Origin of the sequence: Nocardioides sp. NPDC006303 (assembly GCF_040613175.1) — a bacterium.
Classification (GTDB): domain Bacteria; phylum Actinomycetota; class Actinomycetes; order Propionibacteriales; family Nocardioidaceae; genus Nocardioides.
Genome location: NZ_JBEXRR010000052.1, coordinates 14855 through 34181, shown reverse-complemented (window position 1 = coordinate 34181; position 19327 = coordinate 14855). Strand labels below are relative to the sequence as shown.

Below are 19327 nucleotides of genomic sequence, written 5' to 3'. Positions count from 1 at the left end.
CGTGGTAGCCGCCGACGAAGATCGCGGCATAGGACTCGAGTCCGAGCTCGGTCACCGCTCGTTCGGCTGCGTCGCGCATCCGCGCGGGCGCGATCAGTGGGCGGCTTCGTGCCAGGACAGGCCGGTGCCGACGGAGACGTCGAGGGGGACGTTGAGGTCGGCGGCGGAGCCCATCTGCTCGCGTACGAGCGACTCCAACGCCTCCCGCTCCCCGGAAGCGACCTCGAAGACGAGCTCGTCGTGGACCTGGAGAAGCATCCGGGAGGAGAGGCCGGCCTCGTCGAGGGCGGCCTGGACCCGCAGCATGGCGACCTTGATCAGGTCGGCGGCCGAGCCCTGGATCGGGGCGTTGAGCGCCATCCGCTCGGCGGTCTCGCGCCGCTGACGGTTGTCCGAGAGCAGGTCGGGCAGGTAGCGGCGGCGGCCCATGATGGTCTCGGTGTAACCGGTGCGCCGTGCCTCCTCGACCAGGCTGCGCAGGTAGTCGCGGATGCCACCGAAGGTCTCGAAGTATTCCTCCATCAGCCCACGCGCCTCGCTCGGCTCGATCCCGAGCTGCTGGGATAGGCCGAAGGCGGACAGGCCGTAGGCGAGGCCGTAGTTCATCGCCTTGATCTTGGCCCGCTGCTCCACGGAGACCGCGTCGGGGTCGACGCCGAAGACCCGAGCGGCGGTGATCGAGTGGAAGTCGCGTCCGGAGCGGAACGCCTCGATGAGCAGCTCGTCCTCGGACAGATGCGCCATGATCCGCATCTCGATCTGGCTGTAGTCGGCGGTCATCAGCGACTCGAAGCCGTCGCCGACGACGAAGCCCTTGCGGATCCCGCGACCCTCCTCGGTGCGCACCGGGATGTTCTGCAGGTTGGGCTCGGTCGAGGAGAGCCGCCCGGTGGCTGCGATGGTCTGGTTGAAGGTGGTGTGGATCCGGCCGTCGTCCTGCACGGTCTTCAGCAGGCCCTCGATGGTGACCCGCAGCCGGGTGACGTCGCGGTGGCGCAGCAGCGCGAGGAGGAACGGGTGCTCGGTCTTCACGTAGAGCTGCTGCAGCGCGTCGGCGTCGGTGGTCCAGCCAGTCTTGGTGCGCTTCGTCTTCGGCATGTCGAGCTCGTCGAAGAGCACCACCTGCAGCTGCTTGGGCGAGCCGAGGTTGATCTCCTTCCCGATCACGCCGTAGGCATCGTCGGCCGCCTGCTTCATCTGGCCGGCGAAGTGTCGCTCCAGGGCGTCGAGGTGCTCGGTGTCGACCGCGATGCCGGTCTTCTCCATCCGCGCCAGCAGATGCAGCAGCGGCAGCTCCACCTCGGAGAGGAGCCGGTGCCCGCCCGCGGCCTCGACCGCCGCGTCGAGCTCGACGGCGAGGTCGATCACCGCCCGGGCGTAGAGCATCGAGGTCCTGGCCACGCCGTCGCCCCCGACCTCTTCGTCGCCGAAGAGCGACTCTTGGCCGCCGTCGTCCTCCTGCTTGAGCTCACGCTTGAGGTAGCGCAGCGTCAGGTCGGCGAGGTCGTAGGAGCGCTGGTCGGGCGCAACGATGTAGGCCGACAGCGCCGTGTCGGTGACCAGCCCGCCCAAGGACCAGCCGTGGGCGTCGATCGCCAGCTCGGGCCCCTTGGCGTCGTGCATGATCTTCGGCCTCGAGGCGTCCGCGAGCCAGCCCGCCAGCGCGGTCTCGTCCTCGGGGGTGAGCTCCTCCACCCCGACGTACGCAGCCCGCTCCTGTGTCGCGAAGCCGAACCCGTCCACGCGGCCGGTGCCGGAACCCCAGGTGCCGCGCACATGCACCCCGACGGGCGTGGCCCCGAGCTCCTCGAGGAACGCCGCGACGGCACCGGGAGCCAGCGTCTCGCCCTCGAGCGCGAAGCCGCTCTCGTCGACCGGGACGTCGTCCTCGGGAGCGAGCACGTCGGTGATCCGGGTGCGGATCTCGCCGCGGAACTCGAGCTCGTCGAGGAGCTCCAGCGCGGCTGCCCGGTCCCACTCGACCCGCCCGAAGTCCTGCGGGCCGACCTCGAGGTTCAGGTCTCGCACCAGGGCGTTGAGCCGCCGGTTGCGCATCACGTCGCCGAGGTGGGCGCGCAGGTTGTCGCCGGCCTTGCCCTTGATCTGGTCGGCGTGGGTGATGACGTTGTCGAGGCCGTCGTAGGTGTTGATCCACTTCGCGGCGGTCTTCGGGCCGACGCCCGGGATGCCGGGCAGGTTGTCGGAGTCCTCTCCCACCAGCGCGGCGATCTCGGGATAGCGGTGCGGCGGGACCCCGTACTTCGCCTCGACGGCCTCCGGCGTCATCCGCGCCAGGTCGGAGACACCACGCATCGGGTACAGCACGGTCGAGGACTCGGTGACCAGCTGCAGCGAGTCGCGGTCACCAGTCAGGATGAGCACCTCCATCCCGGCCTCCAGCCCCTGGGTCACCAGGGTCGCGATGATGTCGTCGGCCTCATAGCCGGCGAGGGACAGGTGGCGGATGTGCAGCGCGTCGAGCAGTCGCTGGATCAGCGGCAGCTGGGACTTGAACTCGTCGGGGGTCTTGTTGCGCTTGGCCTTGTATTCGGAGTATTCCTCCAGCCGGAACGTCTGGCGCGACAGATCGAAGGCGACCGCGACGTGGGTCGGCGTCTCGTCGCGCAGCACGTTGACCAGCATCGAGGTGAAGCCGTAGACGGCATTGGTGTTCTGCCCCGTGACGGTCGAGAAGTTCTCCACCGGCAGGGCGAAGAAGGCCCGGTAGGCCAGCGAGTGCCCATCGAGAAGGAGCAGTCGGTCACGCGTCACGTCAGCCACGGTCCGACTCTATCCACGACCACCGACAACGGCGCGACCGCGGGTCGAGACCCGCGCGTCCCCCGTGCCTCGACCCCTCACCGCGCATGCGACGATGCATCCATGACCGATGCATCGACCACCGACCAGACCGTCTCGCCGAGCGACAAGACCGCGGGCGAGACGTTCTTCGCCTCGCTCCCCCACGGCATGGGCGGCCTCAACGACAAGATGGGCGTCAAGATCCTGGAGATCTCCGCCGAGAAGGTCGTCGGCACCATGCCGGTCGAGGGCAACACCCAGCCGTACGGGCTGCTCCACGGTGGCGCCTCGGTCGCGCTCGCCGAGACGCTCGGGTCCACCGGCTCCGGCATGCACGCCGCGTCCCTGGGCAAGGTCGCCGTCGGCGTCGACATCAACGCCACCCACCACCGGTCCGCAACCTCCGGCATCGTCACCGGCACCGCGACGGCCATCCACCTCGGCCGCAGCTCGGCGGCCTACGAGGTCGTGATCACCGACGAGCGCGGCAAGCGGGTCTGCACCTCGCGGATCACCTGCTCGCTCATCGACGCCGACCGGATCTCGATGTAGAAACCCACGAAGGGCCCCGGAGCGTGTTGCTCCGGGGCCCTTCGTTATCGGTTTCGCTCAGCGACTGGATCTCGACCCGCTTCGCGGGTTCGCAAGCTCACCCGCTGCGCTCGCTCGATCTCTTCGCGTTGTGACCCTGCGACTCCGTCGCAGGGTCACAGGCTCAGACCTCGCCAGCGATGTACTTGACGGGGGCGTAGGTCGCCTTGTCGTTGTACTGGTAGATACCGATGGACGCGGCCGTCGGGCTACCGGTCTCGCCGAGCTCGATCGGGCCGGACTTGCCGTCGTAGTCGACGTCCTTGCCGTCCTCGATGAGCTTGAGGCAGTCCGCGTACGTCTCGCACTTCTCACCACCGGTGGTGATGTCGACGATCTCCTCGGCGATGGCCTCACCGGCGTCGCTGTCGGCCTTCACCGCGGCCAGCGCGGAGACGATGGTGGCGTCATAGGACTCGGCGGCGTAGGAGTAGTCGGCCAGCTTCGGGTCGACCTTCAGCAGCTGCTCCTTGAAGTCACCAGTGGTCTCGGCGCCCGGGAGGGTGCCCTTGACACCCTTGAGCTCACCCTTGGTGAAGTCCTTGGAGTAGTCCGACAGGTTGCCGTCGACGAAGTACGTCGGCAGCTTGGCCGGACCGGCACCCGCGGCGATGAGCTGCGGGATGAGCTTCTTGGTCTCCTCGAAGGCGACCACGACGACCGCGTCGGCCCCCGAGCCCGCGACCTCGTTGATCTGCGCGTCGAACGAGGTGGCGTCCTCGGAGTAGAACGCCGTGGTGGAGACCTTGGAGCCGGCACCCTCGAGGTTGGCCTTGATCTCCTCGGCAAGCGTCTCGCCGTAGGCGTCCTGGCGGGCCAGGATCGCCACGTTGGTGCGCTTGTCCTCGAGCAGCAGGTTGGCCATGACGGCGCCCTGCAGGATGTCGGACGGAGCCGTGCGGAAGTAGAGGTCCGGCTTCGAGAAGTCGCCCTCGTCGAACTCGGTCGAGGTGTTCGCCGGGGAGAACATCACGGTGCCCGACGACATGATCTTGTCGATCACGGTCATCGACACGCCCGAGGACGCGGTGCCGACGATGACGTCGGACTTGGCGTCGATGAGCTTGTCGGCCTCGGTGGGGGCGATCGCGGAGGTGGTGTCACCGGAGTCTGCTACGACGGACACGACGTCCTTGCCGAGCACACCACCAGCGGCGTTGATGTCCTGGATCGCCAGGTCGGAACCGGCGAACTCGGGCGGGCCGAGGAACGCGAGGCTGCCGGTCTGCGGGAGAAGCTGCCCGATGGTGAGAGTGCCGTCGCCCTTGGCGGCGGCCTTCTTCTCCGGCTCCTCGGAAGCGGTCTCGCCGCCGCAGGCGGCGAGGGTGAAGCTGAGCGCCAAGGCGCCGGCGCCTGCGGTCAGCTTCATCCAGGTAGAGGATGATGAGTTCACTGCTTAGTCCCTCTTTCGTATGGGCTGGCCCGGCTCACGCCGGACCTTGCGGAGACACATTAGAGACGCTCGGAGGGTGAATCACCCGAGGGACCTGTCTTTTCACCAATCCGTTACATCTCCCCCATGGCATCATTGCCTGGGTTGCCGCCATCATCGGCTCCGTAATATCGGCGCCGTGGTGACCCATAATCACTCGGGAAACCCGATTCCGCCCAAGAACAGCCACGATCGTGGAGGAATTGTGATCATCTGTACGCACGGCACTCTCGGAGGACGGACTCGATGAGGGTGCCGGTGACGATGCGAGAGGCACGAGCCGATGACGCGCTCTTCCTTCTCGGCATCTGGCAGGACTCGCTGCGGATGGCGGACGCCCAGGAGCAGCTGAGCGACCTGGACACGATCATTCGTGCCGCCGACGCCTCCCCCGACCAGCGCCTCCTGGTCGCCGAGTGCGGCAGCGAGCCCGTCGGGGCGGTCTACGTGCGTGCGACCACCTTCGGTCCGCTCAACCTGGAGCCGACGGTGCAGATCTTCGCGCCTCACGTCGTCCCCAGCTTCCGCCGCCGTGGCGTGGGCCGGATGCTGATGGAGTCGGCCGTCTCCTTCGCCGAGGAGCGCGGGGTCAGGACGATCGCGGCCGCGGCCTCCGCCGGTGGCCGCGACGGCAACCGGTTCCTCGCCCGGATCGGCCTCGGCGCCCAGGCCGTGATGCGGGTGGCCCCGACCGCGGTCGTACGCTCCCGGCTCAACGTCCTCGGCCGGGCACTGCCCCACCACGCCCGCCTGCAGCGCAGCCCGAAGCAGTCCAGCGCCGTCGGCGAGCTGCTCGCCGCCCGGCGCTCCCAGCGGCGCTCACACACCGTCGCCTGAGCACCAACGGCCGGGCCCCGGAGCAGCATGCTCCGGGGCCCGGCCGTTTCGGGACGTACGCTCAGTCCTCCTTGGCACCCAGGGTGCCGAGGTAGAGCTCGATCACCTTGGGGTCGTCGGCGAGCTCGCGCCCAGCGCCCGTGTAGGCGTTGCGGCCCTGGTCGAGCACGTAGCCGCGGTCGCAGATCTGCAGGCAGCGGCGGGCGTTCTGCTCGACCATCACGACCGAGACACCCGCCTGGTTGATCTTGCGGGTCTGCACGAAGACCTCGTCCTGCATGACCGGCGAGAGCCCCGCGGAGGGCTCGTCGAGCAGCAGGACCGACGGCTCCATCATCAGCGCCCGGCCCATCGCGACCATCTGACGCTCACCGCCGGAGAGGCCACCGGCGCGCTGCTTACGCCGCTCACCGAGGGCAGGGAAGATCCCGGTGACGAACTCGAACCGCTCCGCGAACTTCTTCGGGGCCTGGTAGCAGCCCATCTCGAGGTTCTCCTCGATGGTCAGGCTCGGGAAGACGTTGTTGTTCTGCGGGACGAACCCGATGCCTCGCGAGACCAGCTCGTCAGCACGCTTGCCGGTGATGTCCTCACCGTTCAGCTTGACCGTGCCCTCGTGGATCTTCACCAGGCCGAACAGCGCCTTGAGCAGGGTCGACTTGCCGGCACCGTTGGGGCCGATGATGCCGACCAGCTCGCCGGGCTGGCAGTAGAGGTCGGTGTCGTTGAGGATGTTGACCCCGGGAAGGTAGCCGGCGATGAGCCCGTCGGCGCGGAGCACCGCACCCTCGGCCTCGCTCAGATGCTTCTCGCGGAACTCCTCCGCTTCGGTGGAAGTCACTTCGAGTCCTCCTCTTGGGCGATGTCGCCCTCGAGCTCTGCCTCGACCTCGGCCTCGAGGACCTCTTCGTCGAGCTCGCTCAGGTCGGTGTCGTGGTGGGCCCCGAGATAGGCGTCGATGACACGCTGGTCGGCCATGACCGACTCAGGAGTGCCCTCAGCGACGATCTTGCCCTGGGCCATCACGATGACCCAGTCGGAGATGTCGCGGACCATGTCCATGTCGTGCTCCACGAAGAGGACCGTGCGGCCCTCGTCACGCAGCGACTTCACGTGGCCGAGCAGCGACTGCTTCAGGGCGGGGTTCACGCCCGCCATCGGCTCGTCGAGCATGACGACCTCGGGGTCGACCATGAGCGCGCGGGCCATCTCGAGCAGCTTGCGCTGGCCGCCGGAGAGCGACCCGGCGAAGTCCTCGCGCTTCTTGTCCAGCAGGAACCGGGCCAGCAGGTCGTCGGCCTTCGCGGTGACCGCGTCCTCCTGTTTGCCCCACAGGAACTTGAACGGCGCGGCCCAGATCCGCTCACCCTTCTGTCCCGTGGCGCCCAGGCGCATGTTCTCGATCACCGAGAGCTTGGCCAGCACCTTGGTGAGCTGGAAGGTGCGCACCATCCCGAGGCGGGCGACCTTGTAGGGCGCGACGCCCTTGAGCGACTTGCCCTCCAGGCTCCACGAACCGGTGTTGGGCTGGTCGAAGCCGGTCAGCAGGTTGAAGAACGTCGTCTTCCCGGCTCCGTTGGGGCCGATCAGCGCGGTGATCGCACCACGCTGGATCTCGACGTGGTCGACGTCGACGGCGGTGAGTCCTCCGAACGTACGCGTGATGTTGTCGGCGACGATGATCGGGTCGGACTTCTTGCTGCCCGGCTCCGTGCTCGCCCCGACCAGGCCCGCGGGCCCGGTCTTGCTCGCCACGTCGTTCGTCTCGGTGCTCGTCTGATCAGTCATGTCAGCGTCCATCGATCGCGATCTCCCTACGGTCGCCGATGATCCCCTGGGGACGGAAGATCATCAGCAGCATGATGGCCAGCCCCAGCATGATGTAGCGGATCACACTGGCCTGGGTGTCGGTCATGATCACCGTCGGGATCCATCCGCCCTTACCTGCCGACTGGCTGAAGAACGAGCCTAGCCCCGCGATCAGGAACCAGAAGAGGACGGAGCCGATGACCGGGCCCATCACTCGGCCCGCGCCGCCGAGGAGCAGCGCTGCGAAGGCGTAGAAGGTCAGCAGCGTGGAGTAGTCGCTCGGTACGACCGAGGCCTGCTTGAGCGCCAGGAACATGCCGCCCAGACCACCGATGACACCACCGAGGGCGAGGGCCTGCATCTTGTACGCGAACACGTTCTTGCCCAGCGAGCGGACCGCGTCCTCGTCCTCGCGGATGGAGCGGAGCACACGGCCCCACGGGCTGCGCATCAGCGCCCACACCAGCAGGCAGCACAGCGCGACCAGGATCCAGCCGACGGTCAGCGACCACAGGTCGTTGCGCCCGAAGGAGATGAATCCCAGGTCGATGCCGCTGCTGTAGGGGTTGGCCTCCTGGAACGGCCTGGCGTAGCCGTTGAGCCCGTTGGAGCCACCGAAGGTGTCCTTCATCTCCACCGAGCCGAAGACGAACCGCAGCACCTCGGCCGCGGCGATGGTGACGATCGCCAGATAGTCGGCGCGCAGACGCAGCGTCGGCACACCCAGGACCACGGCGAGCAGCAGCGGGGCCACGATCGCCATGACGATACCGAGCCAGAACGGCGCCCCGTAGGTGACCACGGAGACGGCCAGACCATAGGCGCCCACCGCAACGAACCCGGCCTGGCCGAAGTTGAGCAGGCCGGTGTAGCCGAAGTGGATGTTGAGGCCGATGGCGGCCAGGGCGAAGACGATTGCCTGCGGGCCGAGTGCCTGCTGCAACGCCGCCCGGAGAATGTCGAGAATATCCATTGTCTCTCCTACCCGAGCCGCTCTTTACGACCCAGGATGCCCTGGGGCCGCACCAGCAGGATCACGATCATGATCAGCAGCGGGCCGATCTCCTTGATCGAGGCGGGTACGCCGAACAGCGGCCCGAGCTCGTAGACGAGCCCGATCACCAGCGAGCCGACGAGAGCACCCCAGATCGTGCCGAGACCACCGAGGGTGACCGCGGCGAGGATGACCAGCAGGATCCGCATTCCCATGAAGCTGTTCACCTGCAGCTGCATCGCGTAGAGCACACCGGACAGCGCGGTCAGCGCGCCACCGATCACCCACGCGTTGGTGATGACGCCGTCGACCCGCAGGCCGGACGATGCGGCCAGTGCCGGGTTGTCCGAGACCGCGCGCATCGCCTTGCCCATCCGGCTCTTGGCCAGCCACAGGCAGACCGCGGTGATGGTGATGATCGCGACGAGCACGATGATCACCTCGCGGTCGGCGAGCGAGAGACCGAGGTAGTACCAGTGCTGCTCGCGCTGCTGGCCGTTGTACTGCGACAGCGACCGGGTCGAGGAGCCGTAGAAGTACTGGAACAGGTAGCGCAGGAAGATCGCCAGGCCGATCGAGACGATCATCATCGCGATCAGGCCGGTGCCGCGCCGGCGCAGCGGGCCCCACAGGATCTTCTCCTGCGCGAAGCCGCCCAGGCCACCGAGGAGGACCGCGATGATGCCGGCGAGGAGCACCGAGACCGAGGCCAGGGCGCCGGTCTTGAAGACCTGGTCGAAGGTCCAGGCCATCAGCGCACCGAAGGTGAGCATCTCACCGTGGGCGAAGTTGGACAGCCCGGTCGTGCCGAAGATCAGCGAGAACCCGAGGGCGGCCAGGCACAGGACCAGCGAGAACACGATGCCCGCGCGCAGGTTCTGGGCGAGATCCTTGCCGAAGTTCGACTCCTCGCCGGCGGTGACGCCGATCGGGAAGATCGCCCGGTTGTTGGGCCCCTGGAAACGTACCTGGACGGTGGCTTCGCCCTTGGTGTTCTCGTCGAGGACCGTGCCTTCCGGGAGCGTCTTCTCGTCGAGGGTCACGGTGTACTTCCCGAGCTCCTCGACGACGATGATCGCTACGCCTTTGTCGTCGGTGACGCCCTCGCCGGCCTTCTCGCCGTCCTTGCTGACCTCGAGGGTCACTCCCGGGATCGGTTTCGGATTGCCTTGGGCATCCTTGTTGGCCTCGTCCTGAAGCGTCACCTGGATCGCGGTGGCGTCCGGCGGTGGGGTCTCGGTTGCCTGTGCGGCACCCGGGCTCCCAACCAACAGCACCATCAGCGCACCGATGAGCGCGACGAGGACTCTGTAGAGCCGCTTGCGCACGTGGGTACTCCTGCCTGTGTGTCCTAAAGACGGACCCTGACACCAGCTGAATACGCTGGTCGGCCGGATCCGCGCGGGCAGTCTAGGCCGAGATCACCCACGAACAAGCCACAGGTTGACCCTCATCTGAGACCGCAACCGATCTGTGACACGCCGTTTACACGGATTCAGGTACGTGGCCCGCTCACGCCGTGCTCGATGACGCCCTCGGCGACCTGGCGCATCGACAGCCGCAGGTCCATCGCGGTCTTCTGGATCCACCGGAAAGCGTCGGGCTCGCTCAGCGTCAGACCCTCCTGCAGGATCCCCTTGGCCCGGTCGACCGCCTTGCGGGTCTCCAGCCGGTCGGTCAGACCGGCGACCTCCCGCTCGAGCTGGGCGAGCTCCTGGAAACGGCTCACCGCCAGCTCGATCGCAGGCACCAGGTCGGTGATGTTGAACGGCTTGACCAGGTAGGCCATCGCACCCGCGTCGCGGGCCCGCTCCACCAGGTCACGCTGGGAGAACGCGGTCAGCATCACGACCGGCGCGATCCGGTCGCGCGCGATCGCCTCCGCCGCCGCGATCCCGTCGAGCACCGGCATCTTCACGTCGAGGATCACCAGGTCGGGTCTGTGCTCGGTGGCGAGCTCGATCGCGGCCTTGCCGTCGCCCGCCTCACCGACGACGTGGTAACCCTCCTCGGTGAGCATCTCCTTGAGGTCCATCCTGATCAGGACCTCGTCCTCCGCGATGACGACCGTACGCCGCGCCTGGCTCTCCGGGATGCTGCTGGGGTTGCTCTCCGTCACGAGCACAGACTAGGCCATCGGAGGCACCTCCCGGTGCAGTGATTCCGCCCACGGTCCGGTAAGTTTGGCGAGCGCGGAGCCGTATTTGGCTCTCGGGAGCCCCGGTATCCCAACGGCAGAGGAAATGTGCTCAAACCACATCAAGTGTCGGTTCGAATCCGACCCGGGGCACCGAACTTGCTCGTGGCCTCCATCAAGATGTCGGTGCTGGAGCGCAGACTACGAGCATGTACGCAGGCCGCGTCCGCGCTGAGCACTCGCTCTCCTTCGGCAGGGCGCCTCATTGTCGACTGTCGCACGCGCAACAGGAATAGCACGGTCCACCATTCGCGAGTGGCGGGATCACGAGCCGCGCAGCAGGCCTGGCGTCTGCCCTCGATGTGACGAACTGCCGATCGACCAGGAAGCGTACGCAGCGCTTCTCGGCTTCTACCTCGGCGACGGTCACATCGCGAAAGCTGCCCGCTACTACTTCCTGCGTATCACCTGCGACCTGGCCCATCCGCGGATCATCGACGATGTCGTCGACCTGCTCGGTCGAGTCAGACCAGGCGGCAAAGTCTTCATGGTCAAGAAGCCCGGTTGTGTAGACGTTCAGCTGAACTGGCAGCACATGCCCTGCCTCTTCCCCCAGCACGGCCCCGGCCGCAAGCACGACCGCGAGATCGCCCTGAAGCCATGGCAGCAGGAGATCGTGTCAGCGCACCCTGGCCCCTTCCTCCGCGGCCTGTTCCACTCGGACGGGTGCCGGGTGTCGAACTGGGCGACCCGAGTCGTCGCGGGAGAGAAGAAGCGCTATGAGTACGGCCGCTGGCAGTTCACCAACCACTCCGACGACATCCGCAACCTGTGCACCGCGACCCTCGATCTGGTCGGCGTCCCGTGGCGCCAGTCCTCCTGGAAGACCATCAGCGTCTCGCGCCGCGAAGCAGTCGCGGCGCTCGACGCGTTGATCGGCCCGAAGAACTAGCTCTTGCGCTCGTAGGCGGGCGCGACCTCGTTGATCGCGTCGCCGATGCGGTGGATGCGCAGGGCGTTGGTGGAGCCGGGGATGCCGGGAGGCGAGCCGGCGATGATGACGACGAGGTCGCCCTCCTCGACGCGGCCCAGCTTGAGCAGGTTCTCGTCGACCTGGCGGACCATCTCGTCGGTGTGCTCGACCTCGTCGGTGCGGAAGGTCTCCGTGCCCCAGCTGAGCGCGAGCTGGCTGCGTACGGCATCGGAGGGGGTGAAGGCGAGCAAGGGGATCGCGCCGCGCAGCCGGGAGAGGCGGCGGGCGGAGTCACCGGAGGTGGTGAAGGCGACCAGGTATTTCGCGCCGACCCGGTCGGCGACCTCGGCGGCGGCCTTGGCGATGACGCCGGAGCGGGTGTGCGGGTCCCAGTCGATGGGGCTGAGCTCGGCGGCGCGGCTGCTCTCCGAGGAGAGGGCGTGGCGCTCGGTGGCGGCGATGATGCGGGCCATCGTCTCGACGGTGTGGATCGGATAGTCCCCCACGCTCGTCTCGGCGGAGAGCATCACCGCGTCGGCGCCGTCGAGGACGGCGTTGGCGACGTCGTTGGCCTCGGCGCGGGTGGGCGCAGGGTTGGAGATCATCGAGTCGAGCATCTGGGTGGCGACGATGACCGGCTTGGCGTTGAGGCGGGCCAGTTCGATGATCCGCTTCTGCAGGAACGGGACCTCCTCGAGCGGGCACTCCACACCGAGGTCACCGCGGGCCACCATGAACATGTCGAACGCTGCGATGACCTCGTCGAGGTTGTCGATCGCCTGCGGCTTCTCGATCTTGGCGATGACCGGGACGACGCGCCCCTCCTCGTCCATGATCTTGCGGACGTCCTCGTAGTCCCTCGCGTTGCGCACGAAGCTGAGCGCGATCATGTCGACGCCGAGCTTGAGCGCGAACCGGAGGTCCTCCTCGTCCTTCTCGGACAGGGCCGGCACGGAGACGGCGACGCCGGGCAGGTTGATGCCCTTGTTGTTCGAGACCGGCCCGCCGACCAGCACCTCGGTGTGGACCTCGGTGTCGTCGACCGCGGTGACCCGCAGCCGCAGCTTGCCGTCGTCGATCAGGATCGGGTCACCGACCTTCACGTCACCGGGAAGGCCCTTGTACGTCGTTCCGCAGATCTCGTCGTCACCCTGCACGTCGCGCGTGGTGATCGTCCATGCCTGGCCGCGGCGCAGCGTCGCGGAACCTTCCTTGAACCGCTCCAGCCGGATCTTGGGCCCCTGCAGGTCGGCGAAGATGCCGACGCTGTGCCCGCTCGCGGCGGCCGCCTCCCGCACCAGCGCGTAGTTGCTGGAGTGGTCGTCGTGGGACCCGTGGCTCATGTTCATCCGGGCGACGTCCATGCCTGCGTAGACGAGCTCGCGGATGCGACGCTCCGTCCCGACGGCGGGTCCCAGGGTGCAGACGATCTTCGCTCTTCTCACGGGAGCCCAGACTACCCCTCTGGATCGTTCAAACCAGCACTCGGACCACGTCCTGATCAGGCCGTTCGTCCAATGTTTACGCCGCCACCGGCGGCTAGCCCCTCCCTGCGGGCCCGGGCAATGGATGGGTGCCACAAACTCCTCGCCACAAGTGTGTACGAACTCCGTCGGATCCTCCGATCCGATGGTTGAGACCCGACTGGCCCGGCACCTCCGATGTGGAGGTGCCGGGCCAGTGGTCGGCACGCCGTTGTGCCTCGGCCTTGTAGGCCTCAGACCATCAGCTGCCGGTCCGTCGGACGGATCGGCGCGGGCAGGTTGGTCGAGCCGGTGAGGAAGGTGTCGACGGCGGCTGCGGCGGCGCGGCCCTCGGCGATCGCCCAGACGATCAGCGACTGTCCGCGACCCGCGTCGCCGGCGACGTACACGCCGGGGACGGAGGTGGCGAAGGAGTCGTCGCGGGCGACGTTGCCGCGAGCGTCGTACTCCACACCCAGCTGGGTGAGGAGGCCGTCCTTCTCCGGGCCGGTGAAGCCCATGGCCAGCAGCACCAGGTCGGCGGGGATCTCCTTCTCGGTCCCCTCCTTCTCGGTCAGCTTGCCGTCGATGAACTCGACCTCGACGAGCTTCAGAGCGCGTACGCGGCCGTCCTCGGTGCCGAGGAACTCCTTGGTGGAGACCGCGTAGACCCGCTCGCCACCCTCCTCGTGCGCGGAGGCGACCCGGTAGGTCATCGGGTAGGTCGGCCACGGCTGAGCATCGGGACGCTCCTCCGGCGGACGCGGCATGATCTCCAGCTGGGTGATCGACTCCGCGCCCTGGCGGATCGCGGTGCCCAGGCAGTCGGCGCCGGTGTCACCGCCACCGATGATGATCACGTGCTTGCCCTCGGCCAGGATCTGGTCGGGGACCGCCTCACCGAGCGAGGCCCGGTTGGACTGCGGCAGGTACTCCATCGCCTGGTGGATCCCGTCGAGCTCACGCCCGGGGACCGGCAGGTCGCGGCCGACGGTCGAGCCGTTGGCCAGCACGATGGCGTCGTAGCGGTCCCGGAGCTGCGCACCGGTGATGTCGGTGCCGACGTCGACGCCCGGACGGAAGACCGTGCCCTCGCGGCGCATCTGCGCCAGGCGCTGGTCGACCTGCGACTTCTCCATCTTGAACTCGGGGATGCCGTAGCGCAGCAGCCCGCCGATCTTGTCGGCCCGCTCGTAGACGGCCACGGTGTGGCCCGAGCGGGTGAGCTGCTGGGCGGCGGCCAGGCCCGCGGGGCCGGAGCCGATGACGGCGACCGCCTTGCCGGAGAGCCACTCGGGCGGCTGCGGCTTGACGTGGCCCGCGTCCCAGGCCTTGTCGATGATCGCGACCTCGATGTTCTTGATGGTCACCGCGGGCTGGTTGATCCCCAGCACGCAGGCGGCCTCACACGGAGCCGGGCAGAGACGACCGGTGAACTCGGGGAAGTTGTTGGTCGCGTGCAGACGCTCCGAGGCGCCCTCCCAGTCGTTGCGCCAGACCAGGTCGTTCCACTCGGGGATGATGTTGCCGAGCGGGCAGCCCTGGTGGCAGAACGGGATGCCGCAGTCCATGCAGCGCGAGGCCTGGGTGTTGATGATCGGCAGCAGGGTCTTGCCGATCTTGCCCGGGTAGACCTCGTGCCAGTCCTTGACCCGCTCGTCAACGGGACGACGGGTCGCGACCTCGCGACCGTTCTTCAGAAAACCCTTCGGGTCAGCCATGGAGGACCTCCATAATCCGCGCGGCAGCCTCGTCCTCGTCGAGACCCTCCTCGAGGGCCTCCTCCTGGGCTTCGAGCACGCGCTTGTAGTCACTGGGCATGACCTGCGTGAAGCGGGTCAGAGAGTTCGGCCAGTCGGCCAGGAGCGCCTCGGCGACGGCCGAGCCGGTCTCCTCGAGGTGGTCGCGGACCAGCTGCTCGAGCTCGGCGGCGTACTTCTCATCCACCGGGGTTGCATCGTCCAGCTCGCTGTTGAGGCGCTGCTCCTCGAAGTCGAGGACCCAAGCGACCCCGCCGGACATGCCGGCCGCGAAGTTGCGCCCGGTCGGGCCGAGCACGACCACACGACCACCGGTCATGTACTCGCAGCCGTGGTCGCCGACACCCTCGGTGACGATGCTGGCACCCGAGTTGCGGACCGCGGCCCGCTCCCCCACGCCTCCGCGGATGTGGATCCGCCCGCTGGTGGCGCCGTAGGCAAGCGTGTTGCCGGCGATGATGTGCTCCTCGGCCCGGAACCCGGCCGTACGCTCCGGGCGGATGACCACCCGGCCGCCGGAGAGGCCCTTGCCGACGTAGTCGTTGGCGTCGCCCTCCAGGCGCAGCGTCAGGCCGCTCGGGATGAACGCGCCGAAGGACTGGCCCGCCGAGCCGGTGAAGGTGATGTCGATCGTGCCCTCGGGCAGCCCCGCGCCGCGGTAGCGCTTGGTGATCTCGTGACCGAGGATCGTCCCGACGGTGCGGTTGACGTTGCGGATCGGCAGCTGGGCGCGTACGGGCTCGCCGCGCTCGAGCGCCGGTGCCGCGAGCGGCAGCAGCTCGTTGACGTCGAGCGACTTCTCCAGACCGTGGTCCTGGCCCTTGGTGTTGTAGAGGGCCTGGTCGGAGAACTGCTGCGGGGACTCCACGCGGGTGAAGATCGGCGACAGGTCGAGCCCGGAGGCCTTCCAGTGGTCGATCGCGTCACGGGCGTCGAGCGCCTCGGCGTGGCCGACGGCCTCGTCGATGCTCCGGAAGCCGAGCTCGGCGAGGAGCTCACGGACCTCCTCGGCGATGTAGCGCATGAAGTTGACGACGTACTCCGCCTTGCCGGTGAACCGCTCGCGCAGGACCGGGTTCTGGGTGGCGACGCCGACCGGGCAGGTGTCGAGGTGGCAGACCCGCATCATCACGCAGCCGGAGACGACCAGCGGCGCGGTGGCGAAGCCGAACTCCTCGGCACCGAGCAGCGCGGCGATGACGACGTCGCGGCCGGTCTTGAGCTGACCGTCGGTCTGCACCACGATCCGGTCGCGCAGGCCGTTGAGGAGCAGCGTCTGCTGCGCCTCGGCGAGGCCGAGCTCCCAGGGACCGCCGGCGTGCTTGAGCGAGGTCAGCGGGGAGGCACCGGTGCCGCCGTCGTGACCGGAGATCAGGACCACGTCGGCGTGGGCCTTGGACACACCTGCGGCGACGGTGCCGACGCCGACCTCGGCCACGAGCTTCACGTGGACGCGAGCGCTCGGGTTGGCGTTCTTGAGGTCGTGGATCAGCTGAGCCAGGTCCTCGATCGAGTAGATGTCGTGGTGCGGCGGCGGGGAGATGAGGCCCACGCCCGGCGTCGAGTGACGCGTCTTGGCCACCCACGGGTAGACCTTGTGGCCGGGCAGCTGGCCGCCCTCACCGGGCTTGGCGCCCTGGGCCATCTTGATCTGGATGTCGTCGGCGTTGGTCAGGTATTCGCTGGTGACGCCGAAGCGTCCCGAGGCGACCTGCTTGATCGACGAGCGACGCTTCGGATCGTAGAGACGATCCGGGTCCTCGCCGCCCTCACCGGTGTTGGACTTGCCGCCGAGGATGTTCATCGCGACGGCGAGCGTCTCGTGAGCCTCCTTGGAGATCGAGCCGTACGACATCGCGCCGGTCGAGAAGCGCTTGACGATCGCCTCGACGGGCTCGACCTCGTCGATCGAGATCTTCTGGCGACCCAGCTCCTCGGCGCCCTTGAGCTTGAAGAGCCCACGCAGCGTCATCAGTCGCTCGGACTGCTCGTTGACGCGGTCGGTGTACTGCTTGAAGACGTCGTAGCGGCCGCTGCGGGTGGCGTGCTGGAGCCGGAAGACGGTCTCCGGGTCGAACAGGTGCGGCTCACCCTCACGGCGCCACTGGTACTCGCCGCCGATGGGCAGCGCGCGGTGTGCGTTGGCGACGCCGTCGCGCGGGTAGGCGGTGGCGTGCCGCTTCGCGACCTCCTCGGCGATGACGTCGAGGCCGATGCCGCCGAGCTTGGAGGTGGTGCCGGTGAAGTAGCGCTCCACGACCTCCTTCGACAGGCCGACGGCCTCGAAGATCTGCGCGCCGGTGTAGGAGGCGACGGTGGAGACGCCGATCTTCGACATCACCTTCAGGACACCCTTGCCGAGCGCCTTGATCGTGTTGGCCATCGCCTTCTCGGCGTCGGCCTTCACGTAGTAGCCCTCGTAGGCGAGGTCCTCGACGGACTCGACCGCAAGATAGGGGTTGACCGCGGCTGCGCCGTAGCCGATCAGCAGGGCGACATGGTGGACCTCGCGTACGTCTCCGGCCTCGATCAGCAGGCCGACCTGCGAGCGGGTGCGCTCGCGGACCAGGTGGTGGTGGACCGCGCCGGTCAGGAGCAGCGACGGGATCGGCGCCATCTCCTGGGTGGAGTGGCGGTCGGAGAGGACGATGATGCGAGCGCCGTCCTCGATCGCCTGGGAGACCTCGGCGGAGATCTCGTCCAGGCGCGCCTGGAGCGACTCGGCCCCGCCGTCGACCTCGTAGAGGCCTCGGACGATGTGGACCTGGAAGCCCGGCATGTCGCCGTCACGGTTGATGTGACGGATCTTGGCCAGGTCGTCGTTGGAGATGACCGGGAACGGCAGCACGATCTGACGACACGAGGCCGGACCCGGGTTGAGCAGGTTGGACTCGGCGCCGATGGTGCCGTTGAGGCTGGTGACGAGCTCCTCGCGGATCGCGTCCAGCGGCGGGTTGGTGACCTGCGCGAAGAGCTGGGCGAAGTAGTCGAACAGCATCCGCGGCTTGTCGCTTAGCGCCGCGATCGGGCTGTCGGTGCCCATCGAGCCGATCGGCTCGGCGCCGGTGTTGGCCATCGGCGCGAGCAGGATCCGGAGCTCCTCCTCGGTGTATCCGAAGACCTGCTGACGGCGGGTCACGCTCGCGTGGGTGTGGACGATGTGCTCGCGCTCGGGGATGTCGTCGAGGCGTACGAGACCGGCATGGAGCCACTCGTCGTAGGGGTGCTCGGCGGCGAGCTCGGACTTGATCTCGTCGTCCTCGATGATGCGGTGCTCCGCGGTGTCGACGAGGAACATCTTGCCCGGCTGGACGCGGCCCTTGCGGACCACGGTGGCGGGGTCGATGTCGTCGAGCACACCGGCCTCGGAGCCGAGCACGACCAGGCCGTCCTCGGTGACCCAGTAGCGGGAGGGACGCAGGCCGTTGCGGTCGAGGACCGCGCCGATCTGGGTGCCGTCGGTGAAGACGACCGACGCGGGGCCGTCCCAGGGCTCCATCAGCGAGGAGTGGAACTCGTAGAACGCCTTGCGGGCGGGGTCCATCTCCTCGTGCTTCTCCCACGCCTCCGGGATCATCATCAGCATGGCGTGCGGCAGGCTGCGGCCGGCCAGGTGGAGGAGCTCGAGGACCTCGTCGAAGGAGGCCGAGTCGGAGGCGCCCTCGGTGCAGATCGGGAAGAGTCGCTCGAGGTCGCCGGGGATGAGCTCGGACTCGAGCAGCGACTCACGCGCCTTCATCCAGTTGCGGTTGCCCATGACGGTGTTGATCTCGCCGTTGTGGGCGATGAACCGGAACGGGTGGCTCAGCGGCCAGCTCGGGAAGGTGTTGGTCGAGAACCGGCTGTGGACGACGGCGATCGCGGAGGCGACCCGCTCGTCGACCAGGTCGGGGAACACCTCGGCCAGCTGGGGCGTGGTGAGCATGCCCTTGTAGACGATGGTGCGGCTCGACAGCGACGGGAAGTAGACGTCGGTCTCCCTCTCCGCGCGCTTGCGCAGGCAGAAGGAGAGCCGCTCCAGGGCCAGGCCCGTGACGCGCTGCTTGGCGCCGGCCACGAAGAGCTGGCGGAAGGTCGGCATGACCGCCTTGGCCGTCGCGCCGAGGGAATCGGGGTTGACCGGTACGTCACGCCACCCGAGGACCTCGAGGCCCTCCTCGGTCGCGATCTCCTCGACCATCTTCACGGTGCGCTCGACCTGGTCGGCGTCACCGGGGATGAAGGCGGTGCCGACGGCGTAGGCACGCTCGGCCGGGAGGTCGAAGTCGACTACCTCACGAAGGAAGGCGTCGGGGACCTGCAGCAGGATCCCGGCGCCGTCGCCAGAGTTGGTCTCGGCGCCCGCGGCGCCGCGGTGGTCGAGATTCACCAGGGCACGGATGCCCTGCTTCACGATGTCGTGGCTGGCCACGCCGGTCAGCGTCGCAACCATGGCGACGCCGCAGGCGTCCTTCTCGAACCGAGGGTCGTAGAGGCCCTGGGGGGATGGATACGAGTGCTCGTACGGCACCGGGATCTCCCGTCTGTCC

General features: G+C 68.0%; 14 protein-coding genes and 1 tRNA gene. 4 read left to right on the top strand and 11 right to left on the bottom strand.

Annotation, left to right across the window (positions count from 1 at the left end):
* Positions 1 to 93: 93 nt before the first annotated feature.
* Positions 94 to 2781: a DNA polymerase I gene (polA, locus tag ABZY89_RS26620; RefSeq protein WP_355232091.1), complete on the bottom strand. Its 2688-nt coding sequence runs from the start codon at positions 2779 to 2781 to the stop codon at positions 94 to 96.
* A 102-nt stretch (positions 2782 to 2883) separates the two neighbouring features.
* Between polA and ABZY89_RS26615 the strand changes: the two genes are divergently transcribed.
* The gene (locus ABZY89_RS26615) at positions 2884 to 3354 is read left to right on the top strand and encodes a hotdog fold thioesterase (RefSeq protein ID WP_355232089.1); all 471 of its coding nucleotides are present in this window, start codon (positions 2884 to 2886) and stop codon (positions 3352 to 3354) included.
* A gap of 163 nt (positions 3355 to 3517) precedes the next feature.
* On the opposite strand, the gene ABZY89_RS26610 is transcribed toward ABZY89_RS26615, so the two are convergent.
* Complete coding sequence (locus tag ABZY89_RS26610) at positions 3518 to 4762, bottom strand: ABC transporter substrate-binding protein (protein ID WP_355232088.1); 1245 nt, start codon at positions 4760 to 4762, stop codon at positions 3518 to 3520.
* Positions 4763 to 5071: 309 nt separating this feature from the next.
* Here ABZY89_RS26610 and ABZY89_RS26605 point away from each other — a divergent pair, with 309 nt between their 5' ends.
* On the top strand, positions 5072 to 5662 hold the full coding sequence (locus tag ABZY89_RS26605; protein ID WP_355232087.1) for a GNAT family N-acetyltransferase: 591 nt from the start codon (positions 5072 to 5074) through the stop codon (positions 5660 to 5662).
* Positions 5663 to 5723: 61 nt separating this feature from the next.
* Here the strand turns inward: ABZY89_RS26605 and ABZY89_RS26600 are convergent, their stop codons facing one another.
* The 5 genes from ABZY89_RS26600 to ABZY89_RS26580 all read right to left on the bottom strand — a co-directional run bounded on the left by ABZY89_RS26600 (position 5724) and on the right by ABZY89_RS26580 (position 10590).
* The gene (locus ABZY89_RS26600) at positions 5724 to 6503 is read right to left on the bottom strand and encodes an ABC transporter ATP-binding protein (RefSeq protein ID WP_160024274.1); all 780 of its coding nucleotides are present in this window, start codon (positions 6501 to 6503) and stop codon (positions 5724 to 5726) included.
* Positions 6500 to 7450, bottom strand: a complete 951-nt coding sequence (locus ABZY89_RS26595) for an ABC transporter ATP-binding protein (RefSeq protein ID WP_355232085.1) — start codon at positions 7448 to 7450, stop codon at positions 6500 to 6502. The genes ABZY89_RS26600 and ABZY89_RS26595 overlap by 4 nt, the downstream gene beginning before the upstream one ends.
* A 1-nt stretch (position 7451) precedes the next feature.
* Positions 7452 to 8444, bottom strand: a complete 993-nt coding sequence (locus ABZY89_RS26590; protein WP_355232083.1) for a branched-chain amino acid ABC transporter permease — start codon at positions 8442 to 8444, stop codon at positions 7452 to 7454.
* Positions 8445 to 8452: 8 nt separating this feature from the next.
* Entirely contained in the window at positions 8453 to 9793 is a 1341-nt protein-coding gene (locus tag ABZY89_RS26585; protein ID WP_355232081.1) for a hypothetical protein, read from the bottom strand.
* 167 nt (positions 9794 to 9960) lie between these two features.
* Entirely contained in the window at positions 9961 to 10590 is a 630-nt protein-coding gene (locus ABZY89_RS26580) for a response regulator (RefSeq protein ID WP_355232080.1), read from the bottom strand.
* Positions 10591 to 10682: 92 nt separating this feature from the next.
* Here ABZY89_RS26580 and ABZY89_RS26575 point away from each other — a divergent pair.
* A tRNA-Leu gene (locus tag ABZY89_RS26575) sits at positions 10683 to 10755 on the top strand.
* Positions 10756 to 10864: 109 nt separating this feature from the next.
* On the opposite strand, the gene ABZY89_RS26570 is transcribed toward ABZY89_RS26575, so the two are convergent.
* Entirely contained in the window at positions 10865 to 11197 is a 333-nt protein-coding gene (locus ABZY89_RS26570) for a hypothetical protein (RefSeq protein WP_355232078.1), read from the bottom strand.
* On the opposite strand from ABZY89_RS26570, the gene ABZY89_RS26565 reads away from it, so the two are divergent.
* Positions 11198 to 11554: a hypothetical protein gene (locus ABZY89_RS26565; RefSeq protein ID WP_355232076.1), complete on the top strand. Its 357-nt coding sequence runs from the start codon at positions 11198 to 11200 to the stop codon at positions 11552 to 11554. It abuts the gene before it with no gap.
* On the opposite strand, the gene pyk is transcribed toward ABZY89_RS26565, so the two are convergent.
* The 3 genes from pyk to gltB all read right to left on the bottom strand — a co-directional run bounded on the left by pyk (position 11551) and on the right by gltB (position 19308).
* Positions 11551 to 13020, bottom strand: a complete 1470-nt coding sequence (gene pyk / locus ABZY89_RS26560) for a pyruvate kinase (protein ID WP_355232074.1) — start codon at positions 13018 to 13020, stop codon at positions 11551 to 11553. The two genes, ABZY89_RS26565 and pyk, sit on opposite strands and share 4 nt — an antisense overlap.
* Positions 13021 to 13292: 272 nt before the next feature.
* Positions 13293 to 14759 (bottom strand): glutamate synthase subunit beta, encoded by a 1467-nt coding sequence (locus ABZY89_RS26555; RefSeq protein ID WP_355232073.1) that lies wholly within the window; start codon positions 14757 to 14759, stop codon positions 13293 to 13295.
* Complete coding sequence (gene gltB, locus ABZY89_RS26550; protein ID WP_355232071.1) at positions 14752 to 19308, bottom strand: glutamate synthase large subunit; 4557 nt, start codon at positions 19306 to 19308, stop codon at positions 14752 to 14754. Before gltB ends, ABZY89_RS26555 begins: the two co-directional genes overlap by 8 nt.
* Positions 19309 to 19327 lie beyond the last annotated feature (19 nt).